Below are 17857 nucleotides of genomic sequence, written 5' to 3'. Positions count from 1 at the left end.
CTCCCCTACACCGATCACATCAAGGTATGGCATCCGCCGTAGGGGATAGGGGTTCTGTGTTCTCCCCACTTCAGTGGGGGGATTCAGGGGGGTGGCCGAAGGGCCATGTCGTGCCCGTCTTCAAAAGGGGATTGCCCCAAGGGCCATGCTCTGCCCATCTGCCATTCGCCTTATGGAATATCCGTCACCACCAGCTCCACCCGGTTATTATCCTTCTGACGGAGCGCAATCCGTTGGCCGTGCTCGCCGGGGACCAGCGAAAACTGCGTGCGCAGAAAACCGCCGCTGGGCAACGGATAGCCGAAGAAAATCTGTTCTTCGCGGGAAATTTCGCTCATGCTGACCGTCGCATAGTCGTGCGCGAAATCGTATTCCAAGTGCAGAAATCCACCGCTGAACGGCACCCGCGCGGCGGTATGGCCCCAACTCGACGGCAGACGCGGCTCGATCCACACCTTGTGCCCAAAGGCATCGGGTTTGACACCCAGATAGATCTCCGCCAGATTCTGAAAGGCCGCCGCCATCACCATCATCGACGGCTCACCGGTATAGCCCGGGTCATTGGTCAGCATTCCCGGCAGAGGTCCGTCCAGCACCAAGGTTGCCAGACTGTCGAAGTCCGGAGTTTCGCTGACCTTCACGTCGCCCCGCATCCGGAAGGCTATCCACTTTTGCCAGGTGAAGCCGCCCACGGACAGCCGAGGATTCCAGAAGAGCACGGGCCGCGGGTCCATCCAGGTAAATCCGTAGCGCGCTCCCGCCGACAAAAACAGTGCTGTGTCGGGAAAAGTGCCGGGATGGTCCGGTGGCTCTTCGCTGTCCACCGGCTCGGCCACCGTATTGGTATCCAGCGTGGTTTCGAGTTGCATCCGCGGCGGGCTGACCGTGTTGCGGTACTCCTTGGCGGACTTGGTAAAATATTCCTGCGCGCGTTTGGAGGCCCAGAGTGATTCACGGCGGAAATTGTTTTGCGCCTCATGGTCGCCGCGCGCAAAGCAGATCTCTTCGCCGAGGCCCATCAACCCCGCGAGGCGCACATGGGCCACCGCCAGGCGCATCAGACTGTCCGGCAGCGATTCATCCGCCACCACCGCCACGTCGGAGGTCATATATTCGGCTTGCAGCCGCTGCAGCCCGGAGAGAATATCCAGACTCAACCAGTGCAGCGTGTCATCGTCCGCCATGCCCCAGTTCAGGGCGCTGCGGAAAGCCGCGCTGCCCCAGCGCAAATGATCCCGTTGGAGTTGCTCGGTGTAGAATTTCAAGGTCGGCGGAAAGACCATCTGCGGCCGCTGCCGGGAAGAAAGAAACAGTGCCGGAGCAATCTGCGAGTAATCTTCGATCTGGGCATGGCTGGTTTTCGGCAAACGGCAATCCGCGCCGGCCAGCGCAGTGGAGAGCAACGCCGCCGTCTGATTGGCGCGCTCATCGGAGGTGTGTAGCGAGAACCCCGCCTGCTTTCCCAACTCCTCCGTTGTGGCAGCTTCGAGAGCCTTTTCCGACAAACCCAGATAGCGCTCCGCCCTCGGCCGGACTTCCGTCAGGCGGTGTCCGAACACCAGTGTCAGATGCGGGGTGCGGGTCTTGGAAAACTGAAAATCAAACGAGGGAGCTTTGCCATCTGGTGAGGTAGAGGTCGCCGAGACGATGCCGTCGCCCGACCCCACCAGCAACACGGTGGAATCCGGGCCTTCAATCACCAGCAGCTTGTCGGTAAGCTTGCGCGGCTTGTGAGACCAGAGAGTGTCATCAAAGGCCATCGCAAGAGAGATCGTAAATGGCCCGCTGACCTTGCTGTCGAGATAAAAGGCCACACCGCGGCCATCCGGCAGCGGCAAGGCGCGCTCGGAAAACCCCACGGTGGTATCTGCATATTCGAGGGCCAGCAGCGACCGGGAGGTGGTGCGGTGCGATAAATCCAGAGGCTCGCCGCGTCCATTCGACCACTGCACCTCCCAATACCCATCAATGTACGGGGCGCACTGGGCGCGAAAAGAGGGCGTGGAGAGGCCACGAGTCCGCAGGTCTACGCCCCCGTAAAGCAGCGTTCCCTGCGCCTCGTCATCTAAATCTATAGCAAAATGATTTTTCTTGGTGAAATATGGGTTCTCCTCAGAGAACTTCCGAGGGGAGCACCCGGCCAGTGCCAAGAGTAGCAAAAACAAATGCAGGTGCTTCTTTTGCATAACTTTAAATAATACAAAAGGCAGATCATAATTGCAAGGATGGAGCGATCCTCCGACAGACATTCGCGGGCACATTGGGCACAAATTATCAGGTCCGCTTACTGTGAGAGGCATACGCTTGAAGATTTGTTCCATATTGTTCTATGGAACACAAACGGCCCGCGTTGACTTACTCTTTCGCCCAATCCTCTCCACTTGCCACGAGCAAATGAAGGAGTGGTTAGCAAAGGTTTGCTCGGGTCAAAGGCTCCCGGGCAAGCATAACGCAAAATTCCGGTGAAACACTGCGGGCCATTCCTATCATTATCATCATTAGTCATACGTTTATGGATATTTGTCTTGACTTGATGTTCCGGACTCTCTATATTTTCTCCACATCACTTCTATCGTGCGTCGCACCCGCTTTCTGCACTGCTGATGTTTCCGTCCGAGCCGTCTGCATATCCCAGCACAAAATTTCTTCTGGCCGTAGTCCCTATTACGTCTGTTTAGAGTACCCCATTATCGAGGAGAGAAAGATGAACAGGATTGCTCTTATCTGTCTATTGTGTCTTGGAATGGCCTCTTTGCTGTATGCCGCCAATCCGCTGCCGCAGGGAAGCCTGACCGCAAATCAAAATCAGATCGCCGAATTGAAAACCCGCATCGAAAAACTGAAAGCAGAAGGCCACTACGATGCAGCGCTCTGGCACAGTTACAACGCTCTCGTTTCACCCGCCCCAGCGCATCGCGCCGGGGCGCATCTCGATCAGGGCGGTGAGGATTGCGCCTCCGCCACGCTCATTTCCTCGCTTCCCTATTCCGATACCGGCACGACTGTCGGTTTTGCCAACGATTATGACGGTGGTTGCGTCGGCAGCGGTGCGCCGGATGTGGTGTATGCCTACACGCCCGCTACGGCTCAAGTCGTCAACGTCAGTCTGTGCGGCTCATCGTACGACACGGGCCTTTACATTTTTGAAGGAAGCTGTGCGGGATCGCCCATTGCCTGCAACGATGACTTCTGCGGCGTTCAGTCGGAAGTGGACAACGTCACGCTGACCGCCGGCACCACCTACTACATCGTCGTGGATGGTTTTGCCTCCGAGGCCGGCGACTATGCGCTCAACATCGTCGAAGTGATCAATGGCCGCTGCTGCTACAACAACAATCTGCTGTGTGCCACGACGACAAATATCAGTTGTGAGGCCTTAAGCGGAGTCTTTGCGCCCGGCGAAACCTGTGATACGCCCTGCCCACCTCCCCCGCCGCAGTGCATCTGCGGGCCGATGGACCTGGTGTTCGTGATTGACACCACCGGCTCCATGACGGGTGCCATCAACAGCGTCGTCGCGGAACTGCCCAACATCATCACCACGGCCAACTATTTCTCCTGCGACGTTCGCCTCGGTCTGGTCACTTTCGGCGATCAGGTGGTGGTGAATCAGCAGTTGACAACGAATGAGGCCGCTGTGCAAGCCAGCATCGCCGCCCTCACGGCGGCTGGAGGAAGCGGCATCCCCGAAGCCTCGGATGAAGCGCTGCTCGAAGTGATCAACGGCACGAGTTCCTGCGTCGTCAATGACTGGACCTCCGTGTTCCGTCCCACCGCCACCAAGATCGTCGTGCTGGTGACCGACGCGCCTCCGGGAGGGTGTGATGACGCCTTCGTTCCCGGCACCGATGACGTGCATGCCCACGCCGTTGCTTTGGCGGCGCAAGCGGCAGGCATCCGTATCGCCGCGGTGTATGTGCCCACAACTCCGCCGAACAGTCCGATCATCGTCCCCATCATGCAGGATTATTCTGCCACCACATCCGGATCCTTCCGTCAGACCGCCTATAATGGCGACGGGACAGGTGCGGCCATCGGCGCACTGGTTGCCGATTGCGGTCAGGGCATTTTACAGGTAGTCGGACAGCCGCCGGCGCTCACCTGCGTCAACGGCCAGATCACTCCCAACCCTGCCTTGTTTACTCTTACCGTCACCAACTCAGGCAACCTGAGCTGCTCGGGCGTCACGCTGGCCATTGGCGCCGGCACCGGCACCGGTGGAACCGGAACCATCACTCCCGCCAACGTGCCGATCGGTGATCTGGCTGCTGGAGCTTCGGTGAATATTCCGGTGAGCGCGGCCCTGAGCGCACTCCCCGCAGGTGGCGCTATCTGCTTCCATGCCGATTTGACCTCGGCGGCCTGTCCTCCGGCCTTCGTGGATCTCTGCTTCAATGCTCCGGCCTGTCAGGTCAGCGGTTGCACCTGCCACATCGAAGATCCCTGCGAAATTCCTCCCGGCTGTTACCGCACCGAAACACAGGGTGGCTGGGGCCACCATTGCCATCCGGATGGCGAGCGCGACGGCGGTGAGCATGATCACCATGGTCTCTGCGGCAACCCCGGTTGCATTTTGGATTCCAACTTCGTGGCGGTCTTCCCATCCGGTCTGACGGTAGGCGGCGGCTTTACCATCCACTTCACGTCAGCCGACGCGGTCCAGGCGTATCTGCCTGCGGGCGGTTCTCCCCACGTCCTGACCTCCAATCATGTCGATCCTACGTCGACCGAAGCGCACGTCTTCGGTGGACAGGTCGTGACTCTGGCCATTAATCTCGCCTTCTCCAACGCCGCAGTGCTCTGCTTCTGCCCCGGATTAGGCGATTTGGTTGTCCCGAGAGGTATTCATAGCCCCACAGGGCCCTTTGCCGGATGGACCGTCAATGACATTTTCACTCTCGCGAGTCAGGTTCTCGGAGGCAACATCGGCGCTCTGCCTGCCGGAATTTCGCTTTCCGATCTCAACGGCATCGTAGACGCGATCAATAACAACTTCGATGGCGGGAATCATTGTGAGGGCTTCCTCGTGTTGCCGGATTGCGATCAGATTCTGCCCGTGGAGCTGTCCAGCTTCACCGCCGTCGGCAATGCCAACTGTGTGGATGTAACGTGGGTCACCGCCTCGGAACGCAGCATCACCGGCTATGACCTGAACCGCCAGGGTGCCGATGGCCGCTGGACCACTATCGCCCGCATCGAAGGTCTCGGCGATAACGTCGCCGGTCACACCTACACCCATCGTGATGCCGACGTTGTCACAGGCACGTTGTACGGCTATCGCCTGTTTGCTCATGAAGCCGACGGCTCTATGCATCCGCTGGGCTGGATCGCCTCGGCGACGCCCAATACCGAGGCCGCAACCATCACCGAATATGCGTTGCACCAGAACTACCCGAACCCGTTCAATCCGACGACCAGCATTGCTCTGGATCTGGTGGACAACGGTTTTGTGAGCCTGAAGGTGTACAACCTGATGGGTCAGGAAGTGGCATCGGTGATCAACGGCACCCTGACCAGTGGCCGTCACGTCGTCAGCTTTGATGCCAGCCACCTGTCCTCGGGCCTGTACCTCTATCGGCTGAATGTCAACGGCTTCTCCGCCGAAAAGAAGATGCTGTTGATGAAATAACCGCCCCGGGCGGTTGTCGGCGAGGCGGATCTGAGATCCGCCCGCCGGCCAATAACAAAAACGTGAACAGGCTCCTCTCTACAGGGGAGCCTGTTCACGTTTCGCAGATTCGCGCCAGGCCAGCAACAAACAAAAGAAAAGCGGCACCCCGCCGATGCCGCCTTTCCTGTCAACGCGCATGAGACGCGTTTTTGGAAATACGCCGTGGCCGCTCATCCGGAATCCTTTAACATCATTTGATGAAGGCCGGCGAGACTGGTCACGGCAAACCGCTACTTGTGAGCCACTTCCTGCTCGGTCATGGTGCGCACGCGATCATAGGTCTCGGCGATCACTTCCCAGTCAAGGTTGCGGACAAAGGTGTCGATGTATGCGCCGCGGTTCACGCCGAAGTCCAGCAGATAGGCATGCTCATAGACATCCAGCGCCAGGATCGGCTGCAGATTCCATCCCAGATACGTGTTCTGGCTGTCACCCACCCAGTTAATCAGCCGCTGTGCCTCGGGCCACCATGCCGTCCATGCCCAGCCACGCCCCGCCAAGCCCGAAGCCTTGAGGTCCTTCAGGTAATTGTCGAACCCACCGAAGTCCTTGTCAATCTGCTGCGCCAGTTCGCGCGGCGGAGTGCCCGCCCCCTTCTTCAGATGGGAGAAATAAATTTCATGATTACGCATGCCGCCCACGGCAAAGCTCAGTTCCACTTTCAGCGAACGCGCATCGCTGAACACCTGATTGGCTGTGGACAGATCCACTTTGGTCAGCTTCTCGAGGATCTCGTTCGTCTTGGCCACATAGCCGTGGTATAGCTTCAGATGCTCGTCAACGGTCTTACGGGAGATGCCATCAAGCTCAAAAATGGTGGGCCGGAAATTCTGGGGCGTGAACTGCATGATTGTGTCCTCTAAGATTATTCTCAATAAAAAAGATAAGGCAAATTGACGAGCAGGTCTTGTATGGGCTTACACGCTCTTGATCGGAGGAGGTTCCGATTGTGGATACGTTCGTATAGATTAACTTATCTTGATCAAATATTTTGGCGTCAACTCAGAGAGGCATGAAGACCTGTTTTCACAAATATTTGTTTATCAATACCTTTTGATCATCGCGACCCTTGACTCTGGCTGAATTTCTGCTTATATTTGTAAGCTTTAAGGATTCTGTATCTCAAAACGGCTTGAAAGGAGGTGTACTCACTTTGCCATTCGTCAAAGTTCGCGAAGGCGAACCCTTCGACCGGGCGTTCCGCCGCTTCACGAAGAGCTGCGAGAAAAGCGGCCTGATGGCCGAAATCCGCAGACGGCAGCGCTACGAAAAACCGTGCGAAATCCGCAAGCGCGAAGAGAATGCCGCCCACCGCAAGATGCGCAAGATGCGCTACTTGGAGAACCGATAAGCCGACTTTTGTTCGTCGCTCTATCTGCCGCCTGTCCCTCTGTGAGGTTCAGGCGGTTTTCTTTGCATAATCATCCCGGTACCGCAAAAATAATCCGCAGAGGGTCATCACGTGCCCGGCTTAGGGTGATGGGAACTCGACCGGGGCGGCATGCACTTGCTATATCCCCGTGCGATCCGTATTTTGTAGGACAATTACTGCGGACGGTGAAGCCCGCTCACATAAGAGAATTTTTGCCATGACTCTTCCTGATCTGGTCGTCCTGACCGTTCTGCTGGTTTTTGCCATTTCCGGAATCCGCCACGGTGTGGTCTGGGAGCTGTTTATTGTCCTCGGTCTGCTGCTGGGTTTTGCGCTCACCTATGCCTATCATGTTGAGCTGATGGACCTTGTGCTGCGCATTTCTTCGCCCGGTTGGCAGCGGCCCTGGATCGGCGGCCTGGTGTTCCTGTTCTTCTTCATGGTGATCTACCTTGGTTTTGCCGCCATCGGTCACCGCCTGCATGAAGCCCTTGCCCGCACGCCTTTCGGCTGGGTGGACAATCTGCTGGGCATTGCCGGCGGCGCGCTGAAGGGCGCGGTGCTGATCGGGCTGCTGGTGGCCTCGATTGAGTGGGTCGGTGAAGGCGGCCAGGTCCGCGAATTCATCTGGCACTCCCACCTCATCCAGTGGGGCAAAGAGACCGTCAGCAACGTCATGCGCTGGGAATCCCCCAGCAAAAAACAGTGGGTCTGAAGGCGAAATTAGAAATTAGAAACTCGAAAAGAAGACAGATCGCACCTTCATAACTGTAGGGGCGGCCGCCTGTGGCCGCCCGACAATCCTTTTTCCTGCAATAAATGATTTTCGAAGAAACCCTCCATACTCTCGAATTTGACCGCGTGCGCAAGATTGCGGCGGGGCTCTGCGCGTCGGCGCTGGGGAGCGACCGGCTGGCGGCGCTCCTGCCGTTTTCTGACGTCGGCGATGCCGAATTGTGCCTGATGCGCACCGGGCAAATGGTCACCATTCTCTCCGCCACCGAGTTCCCCATCTTCGGCCTCACCGACATCCGCGAGGAACTGCGCGCGGCTTCCATTTCCGGCGCGGCGCTCGATCCGGAATCGCTGCTGCGGGTTGCCGAATGTGCCGCCGTATCCGTGGCGGTCAAAGCCTTCCTGGGTGCGCGCCGCCAGACCTCTCCTCTGCTCTTTGAGATGGTCCGCGATCTTGCCGATCTAAAAAAACTCGCACAGGATATTCAGAGCGCGATTGATGCCGACGGCACCATCAAGGATGATGCGTCACCCGGTCTCAAACGCATCCGCCAGACCATCCGCAGCGAAACCAAGGCTCTCGAAGGCAAGCTCAACGGCATCTTGCAGAAGTGGGCCGACCGCGGCTATTTGCAGGACTCCATCATCAGCTACCGCGAAGGCCGCCTCGCGCTGCCCGTCAAAGATGAAATGCGCAACCGCGTGCAGGGCGTGATTGTCGATCAATCTGCCTCCGGCGCCACGGTGTTTATGGAGCCGGTGGAAACCCTCGAAGTCTCCAACCGCCTCCGGCAGCTCGAACTCGAAGAGCGGCGCGAAATCCATCGCATCATGCTCGACCTCACCTCCCGCGTCCATTCCCACCTCGATGAGTTCTGGCAGGTGATGAATGCCATGGCGGATCTGGATGAGTATTATGGCCGTGCGCGGCTGGCGCTGCGCTGGGACGGCGTCGATGCGGCCTTCAGCGAACGCGGCGCGGTGCGCATTCTGCGGGGCCGTCATCCGCTATTGCTCGAACGGCTGAAGAGCAACGTTATTCCGCTGACGATGGAAATGCAGCCGCCGCTGCGCACCTTTGTCATTTCCGGCCCCAATGCCGGAGGCAAAACCGTAGTGCTCAAAACCGTCGGCCTTTTCTGCATGATGGCCGCTGCCGGACTGTTTATTCCCGCCTCTCCCGGCTGCGAACTGCCCTTTTTTGCCGGCATCCACGCCGATATCGGCGACGCCCAGTCCATCGAGAGCGACCTCTCCACCTTCACCGCCCACGTCGCCCGGCTCAAGCGCATGGTCGAAGACGAGAGCCGGCCCAAACTTATTTTGATCGACGAAATCGGCTCTTCTACCGATCCGGCTTTGGGCGCCGCTCTGGCGCAGGCGGTGCTGCTCGAACTGGTGAAGCAGGAAGCGATTACGCTGGTGACGACGCACCACGGTTCTCTGAAAGCCTTTGCTCACGAGACCGACGGCATCGAAAACGGTTCCATGTCCTTCGATGAGAACAGCCTGGTGCCCACCTATACCTTCCGCGCCGGCCTTCCCGGCAGCAGTTATGCATTGGAAATTGCCGAGCGCGTAGGTTTCCCGCACCACCTGCTTGAGGCCGCGCGCGCCTTTGCCGGCACGGGAATGCTGGGACTCGAGCAGTTGGTCAGCGAACTGTCCCGAAAGATCGAAGACTATGAAAAATTGCGGCAGCAGAGTGACCTGAAGCTCACCGAATACGGCGCGCTGCAAAAGCTCTATCAGGAACGCACCAACCAGCTTAAAAAGATTCAGGCCGAAGCCAAAGCCCGCGCCGTGGCCGAAGCCGATGCCATGATTGCCAAGGCGGGCCGCGACATGGATGCAGCCATCAAGGAAATCAAAAAACAGAGCGCCAGCAAGGAAACCGTCAAGGCCGCGCGCGAGACCATTATGACCGTGCGCGAAGAGGTCGAGAAGACACGGCGCGAAACCGAAAAGATTCTCGAACCCGAAAAGCCCGAGCGCATTCCTCTGGACACGGTCCGCGTCGGCGACCGCGTCGAGATCGAAGACTTGCAGGGCGTCGGCAGAGTGCTGGCCATTCAGAAAAACGGCAAGCGCGTGGATATCGAGATCGGCGGCGCACGCTTAACGGTGGACGTCAAACGGCTCTATGCCGCACCCGTCGAGGCCAAACGCGGCGCGCCGCGAGTGAAGATGGACTTCACGCTGGACACGGCATATGTCAACGATCAGCTCGATCTGCGCGGCAAATATGGCGAGGAAGCCATTCCCGAAATCGACAGCTACCTCGCCGCTGCCGTCGAGGCCCGCCTGAAAACCGTCACGCTGATTCACGGCAAAGGCACCGGCGCCTTGCGCACCAAGGTTCACACCTTTTTGAACACCCACCCGCTGGTTCGCAGCTATCATGACGGTGGCCGCGACAGCATGGATTTCGGCAGCACGGTGGTAGAACTGACCTGAACATCGCGGGCCTGTCCGTCTGGGTTCACGCGCCCCTAAGCTTGTCATCCTGCAGCCCGTCTTCGGGATGCAGGATCTCTCGGGGAGCAGCATGAAAGAGAGATCCTGCATTTGAAGACAAATGCAGGATGACAATGTGGTGGTGACACCCGATCTGATTCCCACCCGCAGCCCCGTTGATTTTTCACCGTGAGGCCTTCCCATGAAGCCGTTCATTTTGACCATCGCCCTCTTCTGCCTCTTCACCTGTGCCCACGCTCAGGATGCTCTGGTGCCGCTGGATTCCACGGGCAAAGTGGAGAGCATCACGGCGGATTTGCAGAAGCGGCTGCAACTCTTTGGTGAGTACTCCAACTTCCGCGAGGCCCGGCTGTTTCGGCTTTCGGATACGCTGTATGTGCTCGAAGTGCTCTACCGGCCAGACAGTCAGGTCATCCGTGAACGCAAGCCGTTGACTGCCGATGGTGTGGCAACCCTGCGCCGTCAGGTCGGGGACAATCTGCTGAAGTTCGCGCCCAACTACGGCTTGAATCAGGATGGCCGTGCGCAGTTCGTGCGGGGAACGACAACACTGGCTCTCGGCTATTATGGCTGGGCCGTGCCTGCGATGATGGACGTCGGCAGTAGCGCGTCGGCCGTGGCCGGCTATCTGCTGATCGGCAGTGCGGGATATTTCGTTCCCTATCTGACCACGCGGAATTCAAAGATCACCGACGGCATGGCCAGCATGGCCTGGTACGGCGGCTCGCGCGGCATTGCCCACGGCATGCTGCTGGATCTTGCCATTAGCGGCAAGAACGTGGACACACGCGGATTGTATGCTTCCGGGGTCGTGGTCAGCGTGGCGGAGATGCTGACGATGCTGTCGGTGGCGGACAAGTTCAACATCACCTCCGGTCAGGCGGCGCTCCTGGCTTTCGGCGGAGACTACGGGTTTGCCTTCGGTGCCGGCGCGGCGCAACTCGCGCGCTTTTATGACGGCAGTCATCAGCGTGAAGCCGTCGGCACCATACTGGCGGCGCACGGAGCAGGAATCCTGATGGGCAAACTGATGTACGATGTACATCCCTACACCAAGGGCGATGCTCACGTGCTGGAGTCTGTCACCATACTGGGCGGAGGAGTCATGTTTGCCGTCGCTGATATGCTCGGCACGCTCGACACCGACGGCGACGTATTTCTCGTAACCTCTATGCTGGGATCCGTCGCCGGATTCGCCGCCGGCCACTCGCTGACCCGCCACACCAGTTTCACCGAAGGGCAAGGATCCCTGATTGCTTTGGGCGAACTGGGCGGCGCGCTCACCGGTGCGGGTATTGCTTACATCGCCAAGCGCGGTAAGGGCGACGAGAAGGCTTATCTTGGACTGGCGGCTCTGGGTGGTACCGCAGGCTTCTGGCTTACTTACAAAGCTTTTGCACCACACGCGGACAAGAAGACCTCATCCTGGGATTTGCGCGTAGCGCCGCAGCCTATGTCCAGTCTGTCTTCCGCTGCTAAGGTGAGACTCGTTCCGGGAATCGGCGCACATCTGAAATTTTGATCGACACCACAGCCGATGTTATTTGACGGGCGGATCGAAAGATCCGCCCGCTTTTGTTCCTACCTCTCTCCTGCTCTATCTTTCCGCGCACTGCCAAGCGGGAACTACACTCCTCTGCGCCCTGTAATAGATTTGTGTGGATTGCGCTGAACTCCACACCACAGCCCGTTTGTTCATGCTCCCGTCCCTTACCGTTTCGAGCAGACTCTCATGCCCATTGTAGAAGATCTGGCGGGGTTTGTCCACCACGCGTCTTTTGACCGGCTTTCGGTGGCGGCGCGCCAGCAGATCAAAGTGCACATCGCCGACGCACTGGGTTGCGCCATCGGCGCGGTGGAAGGATTGCCTGTGCGGAAGATCCGTGAACAGATCCACGATTTCGGCGGCAATCCGCACTGCACTCTTATCGGCGGCGGCGGCACCGCGCCGGACCTTGCCGCGCTCTACAACAGCGCCCTCGTGCGCTATCTCGATTTCAATGACAGCTATCTGGCCAAGGGCGAGACCTGCCATCCCAGTGACAACCTGGGTGCCATCCTCGCCGCGGCGGAATATGCCGGAAGCAGCGGCAAGGAATTGATGACCGCGCTGGCGGTGGCCTATCAGGTCCAGTGCAGGCTCTCCGATGAAGCTCCCGTCCGCGCCAAAGGATTCGACCACACTACACAAGGCGCCTACGCCGTCGCCGCAGGCGTGGCCAAGGCGTTGCGGCTGGACCGTGCGAAAACCGCCAACGCTGTAGCCATCAGCGGCACCGCCCTGAATGCGCTGCGTGTGACCCGCACCGGAGCACTCTCCCACTGGAAGGGCTTGGCCTATCCCTTCACCTGTTTTGCAGGCACACAAGCCGCGTTCCTGGCCATGCGCGGCATCAGTGGGCCGTTGGAAGTATTCGAAGGCAATAAGGGTTTTCAGGAGGCGATTGCCGGGCCATTCAATCTGGATTGGTCACAGGAAGACCTCGAGCGCATCACACGCACCATCATCAAGCGGTATAACGCCGAAATCCATTCGCAATCCACTCTCGAAGGCGTACTGGATCTGCTGAAAGAGCATCCTCTGGATCCCTCCGATATCGAGAGCGTCGATGTGGAAACCTTCGACGTGGCCTACAACATTATCGGCGGTGGCGAGGAAGGATCGAAAATGGAGATCCGCACCAAAGAGGAAGCCGATCACAGTCTGCCCTACATGGTCGCTGTGGCGATTCTCGATAAGCGGGTTACACCCGAGCAGTACCGTCCCGCGCGCATCGTGCAAACCGATGTGCAGTCGCTCTTGCGCAAGGTGCACGTACAGCCCGTCGAAGAGTTCAGCCGCCGTTTTCCTTCGGAGATGGTCTGCCGCGTCACGATTCATCCGCGCGATGGGGAACCCTTCTCCCTTTTAAAGGAAGATTACGAAGGCTTTCATACCCGCCCCATGACTTGGGATACCGTTTCCCACAAGTTCAATTCGCTGGCGGCACCCTATGCGGAGGCCTCCTTGCGCGGAGACATTCTCAAAGCCGTGATCAATCTGGAGACCATCCGTACCGCGGACTTAATGCAGCTTCTGACCCGGGTGAAAATTCCCAACGGCCGATAACCGATAAACCATTGAAGGGAGGAGCCATGCCGACAGAGCCTGCGCGCGGCTTCGAGTATTTACGGCGCAATGATCGTGGACAGAAACCACGCACGCGGGGGATTACCGAAATCCGCGGCCCCTATTACAGCGTGATGGGCCTGAACTACCTGACCGATGTGCTGGAGACGATGGGCGCGTACGTGGATTCGCTGAAGTATGCGGGCGGATCCTTCTCGCTGATGCCCCCGGCGCGGGTGCGTGATCTCAATGACCTTTGCCATCAGCACAATGTACTGGTCTCCACCGGAGGCTTCATCGAGTATGTGCTTACACAGGGGACCGAGGCGGTACATCGCTACATCGAGGATTGCAAGAGCCTCGGCTTCGACATCATCGAAATCTCGGCGGGATTTATTACCATCCCCACCGATGACTGGCTGCGGCTTGTGGAGCGTGTGCAGAAAGCGGGGCTGAAAGCCAAGCCGGAGGTCGGTATTCAATTCGGTGCCGGTGGCGCTACCGCGGCGGCGGAACTGGCCGCCGAAGGTGTGCGCGATCCGGCGCAGGCCATCGCGCAGGCCAGACGTTTTCTGGACGCGGGCGCTTACATGATCATGATCGAGTCCGAAGGCATCACGGAAAATGTCGAACCGTGGCGCACGGAAATTCCCGCACGCTTTATCAGTGAACTCGGGCCGGAGAAGCTGATGTTCGAAGCGGCGGATCCCGCCGTGTTTGCCTGGTACATCAAGAACTACGGCGTGGAGATGAACCTGTTTGTGGATCATAGCCAGATCGTCCAACTGGAATGTCTCCGCTCGGGCATCTGGGGGACCAAGAGCCTGTGGGGACGAGTGCTGACGTATAAGGAATGACCGATGGCCGATAAATTGGAAACGCGCATGCCCGTTTCAGAGGCCTGGCCGGAGTTGCCGCTCAGCGCATGGCAGGATACCTACGAAACCTTGCAGCGCTGGATGCAGATTGTCGGGAAGATCAAGCTCGCGCAGTGTCCGCTGATCAACCACTGGTGGAATGTCACTCTGTTGGTCACGCCGCGCGGCCTGACCACCGGGCCTGTTCCTCACGGCGTGCGCACCTTCCATATCGATTTCGATTTTCTCGAACACGAGTTAGTGATCGAAACCAGTGAGGGGCGGGGCCGGAGAATTGCTCTGTCTCCGCGATCCGTAGCATTCTTCTACCGGGATGTCATGGCCGCGCTGCATGCCTTGGGATTGGACGTAAAAATCTGGACCATGCCGGTCGAGGTGGATGAACGCACACCCTTCGAACAGGATACGAAGCATGCCTCCTATGACCGGGAATACGTGCAGCGGTTCTGGCGGATATTGCTGCAAGCAGACCGCCTTCTGAACCTGTTCCGCTCGCGATTTGTGGGCAAAGCAAGTCCGGTGCACTTTTTTTGGGGTGCGATGGACCTCGCGGTGACGCGTTTTTCCGGACGCAAAGCTCCCCCCCACCCGGGCAGCCCCAACGTTGGCCGGTATGTGATGCTCGAAGCCTACTCCCACGAGGTCAGTTCCTGCGGCTTCTGGCCGGGCCTGGGCTATGGAGAACCAGCCTTCTATGCCTACGCCTATCCCGAACCTGCGGGATTCAAAACCTATCCGGTGAAACCGACAGAAGCCTTCTACAGCCCGGAGATCGGAGAGTTTCTGTTACCGTACAACGCGGTGCGCACCGGCACAGCCCCCGATCAGGCCGTGCTGAGCTTTCTCCAAAGCACCTACGAAGCTGCCGCCGAAACCGCCAAGTGGGACCGCGCCGCGCTGGAACGGGCGGACATGGTTTTTGAGGAGCAAGCCGTTACGGAACTGGGAAGGAGCTGACTGTGGACTGTACGCACGTGAACCAAATCCGGGAGGTCACCCCCAGCGCTGCGGGCTGCGAGGACTGCCTGAAGAGCGGCGACACCTGGCTGCATTTGCGGATGTGCTTGATCTGCGGGCACGTTGGCTGCTGTGATCAGTCCAAAAACAAACATGCCACCAAGCACTTTCACGCCACCAACCATCCCCTTATCCGCTCCTTCGAACCCGGTGAAGACTGGCGTTGGTGCTATGTAGACAAGATGTTCCTCTAAGCCGATGCCGGAGTCCAGCGTATAACAAGCGAGCGCCAATTGGCGCTCGCTTGTTATGTGGCCTCACTTTGTCCACTTCACAGCCCATCCTAATTTGTGCTGACCCTTCACTATGAAAAGTATAGTTGCAGAGTGCGCAAGTTAGTGCCCACTCCATTCAAGAAGAGTGGTTGACAGGCTTGCTTCACCACGTGCAGGGCATTACATTGCGTGTATACCCCGAAACTTCAGGAAACGCACCATGAAACTTTGCCTTAGTCTCACCCTACTTTTGCTCTTGGCTGCGCAAGCGCTGCCCCAACCTCCACAAACTCAGTGGAGTCACACGTATGGCGGGTACAACGAGGAGTGGCTTCAGGCCGCGCAGCAAACTGCTGATGGCGGTTATATACTGGCGGGTCACACACACTCGTATGGAGCGGGCGGCGCCGATTTTTGGATCGTTAAGACAGATGCCCAAGGCACCAGTCAGTGGACCCGCACCTTTGGCGGAGCTGGCTTGGATGAGTGCTGGGCGATTCAGCAGACCTTCGATGGCGGATATGTCCTCGCTGGCATGACGTCATCGTACGGGGCAGGAAGCAACGACTTTTGGCTGATTAAGACGGATGCTGACGGCCTCATGCAGTGGAATCACACCTATGGTGGCAACAACGACGATGGCGCAAAGTCCGTTGAGCAGACGCCGGATGGCGGCTATATCGTCGCGGGGTACACCCATTCGTATGGCAGCGGCGGCGGTGACGTATGGCTTGTCAAGACGGATGCCGTCGGCACCATGCAGTGGAATCGCGCCTATGGTGGCTACAACGAGGACGAGTGCCATGCCGTTCATGCCATGCCGGATGGCTATGCCTTGGGCGGATTCACATTGTCGTATGGCGCAGGCATGGATGATTTCTGGCTGATCAAGACCGACCTCTCAGGGAACATGGTTTGGAACCATGTTTATGGCGGTTCAGCGTCTGAGAGATGCTGGGATATGAAGCCTACACGGGACGGCGGCTTTATCATGACCGGTGAGAGCATGTCCTTCACCAGTGGCGCGAAGGATTTCTGGCTGGTGAAGACTGATCCGTCGGGCCTTATGCAGTGGCAGAGACATTTTGGCGGCGGTGTCAATGAATGGGCCACGTCGGTCATCGAACCAGCCAACGGCGGTTATGCGGTCGGTGGTTGGACGCAAAGTTACGGTGGTGGCGACCTCGATATGTGGCTGGTCCGGACAGACTATAATGGCTCTATGCTCTGGAACCGCTTCTACGGCGGCTACGGTCAGGACGAAATCCAGGCGCTCCAGCAGACATCGGATGGCGGATATATGTTGGCTGGCTGGACATACTCCTATGGCGCAGGCAGCGGCGACCTATGGCTTGTAAAGCTTGCCGCCGATCAGACCCTTCCCGTGGAACTGTCGGCGTTTGATGCGGTGGTCGTAGGCAGTGCGGTGGATGTGCGCTTCAGCACGGCGTCGGAGACCGATGTGGCCTCCTTTGAAATCTGGCGCGGCGAAGCGGCGGACGGCCCGTTCAGCAAGCTGACGGATTTGGCGTCGCAGGGGAATTCCACCACGCAGCAGAATTATCACTTCACCGATCAGACGGTCGCGGAAGGCCAGACCTACTGGTATTACCTGGTGAACGTGGATGCCAATGGCGCGCGCACCGAACACCGCGAGCAGATAGCTTCGGCGACGGTGCAGGGTGCGGCGGTGATCAGCGAGTACTCCCTCAGCGCCTATCCCAATCCCTTCAATCCCAACACCTCTTTGACTTTCACGCTGCCGGAAGCGTCGCGGGTGAACCTTTCGGTGTTTGACTGCACGGGCCGTCTGGTATCGGATCTGGCCAATGCCAGCTTTGCCGCCGGAGAGCATCGCCTGAATTTCAACGGCGCCAATCTGCCTACGGGCGTTTATCTGGTCCGTTTGAATGCCGGAACGACCGTGCTCACGCACAAGCTGTTGCTGGTCAAGTAGCGTCTTTTTCGCAGCAAATCGTAACGCGCAGAAGAGCGAGCCGCAAGGTTCGCTCTTTTTTTTGGGCCTGTTTTCGGTGGCAAAGAGTGGCAGTTTAGCGTGTTAGGTCCGCGTCTTAACAGGAAAATGTTTTTGTACCAAACGAACCCCGTTACTTTAGGAAAATGCTGAAATTCACCCCCATCTAACTTCCCCCACAACGTGGGGGAAGGACTTCAGCCTGCTGCGGGGGATGAAGCTTGAGCGTTGCCGCGGACCTATGCTTCGCCGCGGCATGCGTCTGGGGATTTCGCATGCCCGGCTAAGGCAGGAGGATGCGGGGCTCCTTTCTTCCCCTCATACCCACTAGCCAGCATGCTCCGGCGTGCTGATCCATGGCCACACTAACGCCCAGCGGGGCAGGCCCCTATCCCCAGCCCTTTCCC

At 58.4% G+C, this 17857-nt stretch carries 12 protein-coding genes; 10 read left to right on the top strand and 2 right to left on the bottom strand.

Features of this window, described 5'->3' with window-relative positions:
• Positions 1-170: 170 nt before the first annotated feature.
• Entirely contained in the window at positions 171-1952 is a 1782-nt protein-coding gene (locus VGL38_06155; GenBank protein HEY3294999.1) for a hypothetical protein, read from the bottom strand.
• 752 nt (positions 1953-2704) lie between these two features.
• Here VGL38_06155 and VGL38_06150 point away from each other — a divergent pair.
• Positions 2705-5629 (top strand): VWA domain-containing protein, encoded by a 2925-nt coding sequence (locus tag VGL38_06150; protein HEY3294998.1) that lies wholly within the window; start codon positions 2705-2707, stop codon positions 5627-5629.
• 272 nt (positions 5630-5901) lie between these two features.
• Here the strand turns inward: VGL38_06150 and VGL38_06145 are convergent, their stop codons facing one another.
• Positions 5902-6519 carry a Fe-Mn family superoxide dismutase gene (locus VGL38_06145; GenBank protein HEY3294997.1) on the bottom strand — a complete coding sequence of 206 codons (618 nt, stop codon included), beginning with the start codon at positions 6517-6519 and terminating at the stop codon, positions 5902-5904.
• Positions 6520-6824: 305 nt separating this feature from the next.
• Between VGL38_06145 and rpsU the strand changes: the two genes are divergently transcribed.
• The 9 genes from rpsU to VGL38_06100 all read left to right on the top strand — a co-directional run bounded on the left by rpsU (position 6825) and on the right by VGL38_06100 (position 17432).
• Entirely contained in the window at positions 6825-7022 is a 198-nt protein-coding gene (gene rpsU, locus VGL38_06140) for a 30S ribosomal protein S21 (GenBank protein ID HEY3294996.1), read from the top strand.
• 238 nt (positions 7023-7260) lie between these two features.
• Entirely contained in the window at positions 7261-7758 is a 498-nt protein-coding gene (locus VGL38_06135) for a CvpA family protein (protein HEY3294995.1), read from the top strand.
• 104 nt (positions 7759-7862) lie between these two features.
• On the top strand, positions 7863-10235 hold the full coding sequence (locus VGL38_06130; GenBank protein ID HEY3294994.1) for an endonuclease MutS2: 2373 nt from the start codon (positions 7863-7865) through the stop codon (positions 10233-10235).
• A gap of 202 nt (positions 10236-10437) precedes the next feature.
• On the top strand, positions 10438-11778 hold the full coding sequence (locus tag VGL38_06125; GenBank protein ID HEY3294993.1) for a hypothetical protein: 1341 nt from the start codon (positions 10438-10440) through the stop codon (positions 11776-11778).
• Between the two features lie 210 nt (positions 11779-11988).
• Positions 11989-13365 (top strand): MmgE/PrpD family protein, encoded by a 1377-nt coding sequence (locus VGL38_06120; GenBank protein HEY3294992.1) that lies wholly within the window; start codon positions 11989-11991, stop codon positions 13363-13365.
• A 26-nt stretch (positions 13366-13391) separates the two neighbouring features.
• A complete protein-coding gene (locus tag VGL38_06115; protein ID HEY3294991.1) occupies positions 13392-14222 on the top strand; it encodes a phosphosulfolactate synthase in 831 nt (276 codons plus the stop codon).
• 27 nt (positions 14223-14249) lie between these two features.
• Positions 14250-15200 (top strand): DUF5996 family protein, encoded by a 951-nt coding sequence (locus VGL38_06110; protein ID HEY3294990.1) that lies wholly within the window; start codon positions 14250-14252, stop codon positions 15198-15200.
• Positions 15197-15454, top strand: a complete 258-nt coding sequence (locus VGL38_06105; GenBank protein ID HEY3294989.1) for a UBP-type zinc finger domain-containing protein — start codon at positions 15197-15199, stop codon at positions 15452-15454. Before VGL38_06110 ends, VGL38_06105 begins: the two co-directional genes overlap by 4 nt.
• A 241-nt stretch (positions 15455-15695) precedes the next feature.
• Complete coding sequence (locus VGL38_06100; GenBank protein HEY3294988.1) at positions 15696-17432, top strand: T9SS type A sorting domain-containing protein; 1737 nt, start codon at positions 15696-15698, stop codon at positions 17430-17432.
• Positions 17433-17857: the final 425 nt, after the last annotated feature.

Source organism: bacterium (assembly GCA_036504735.1).
Classification (GTDB): Bacteria; Electryoneota; RPQS01; order RPQS01; family RPQS01; genus DASXUQ01.
This window is presented reverse-complemented; position numbering and strand designations above follow the sequence as displayed.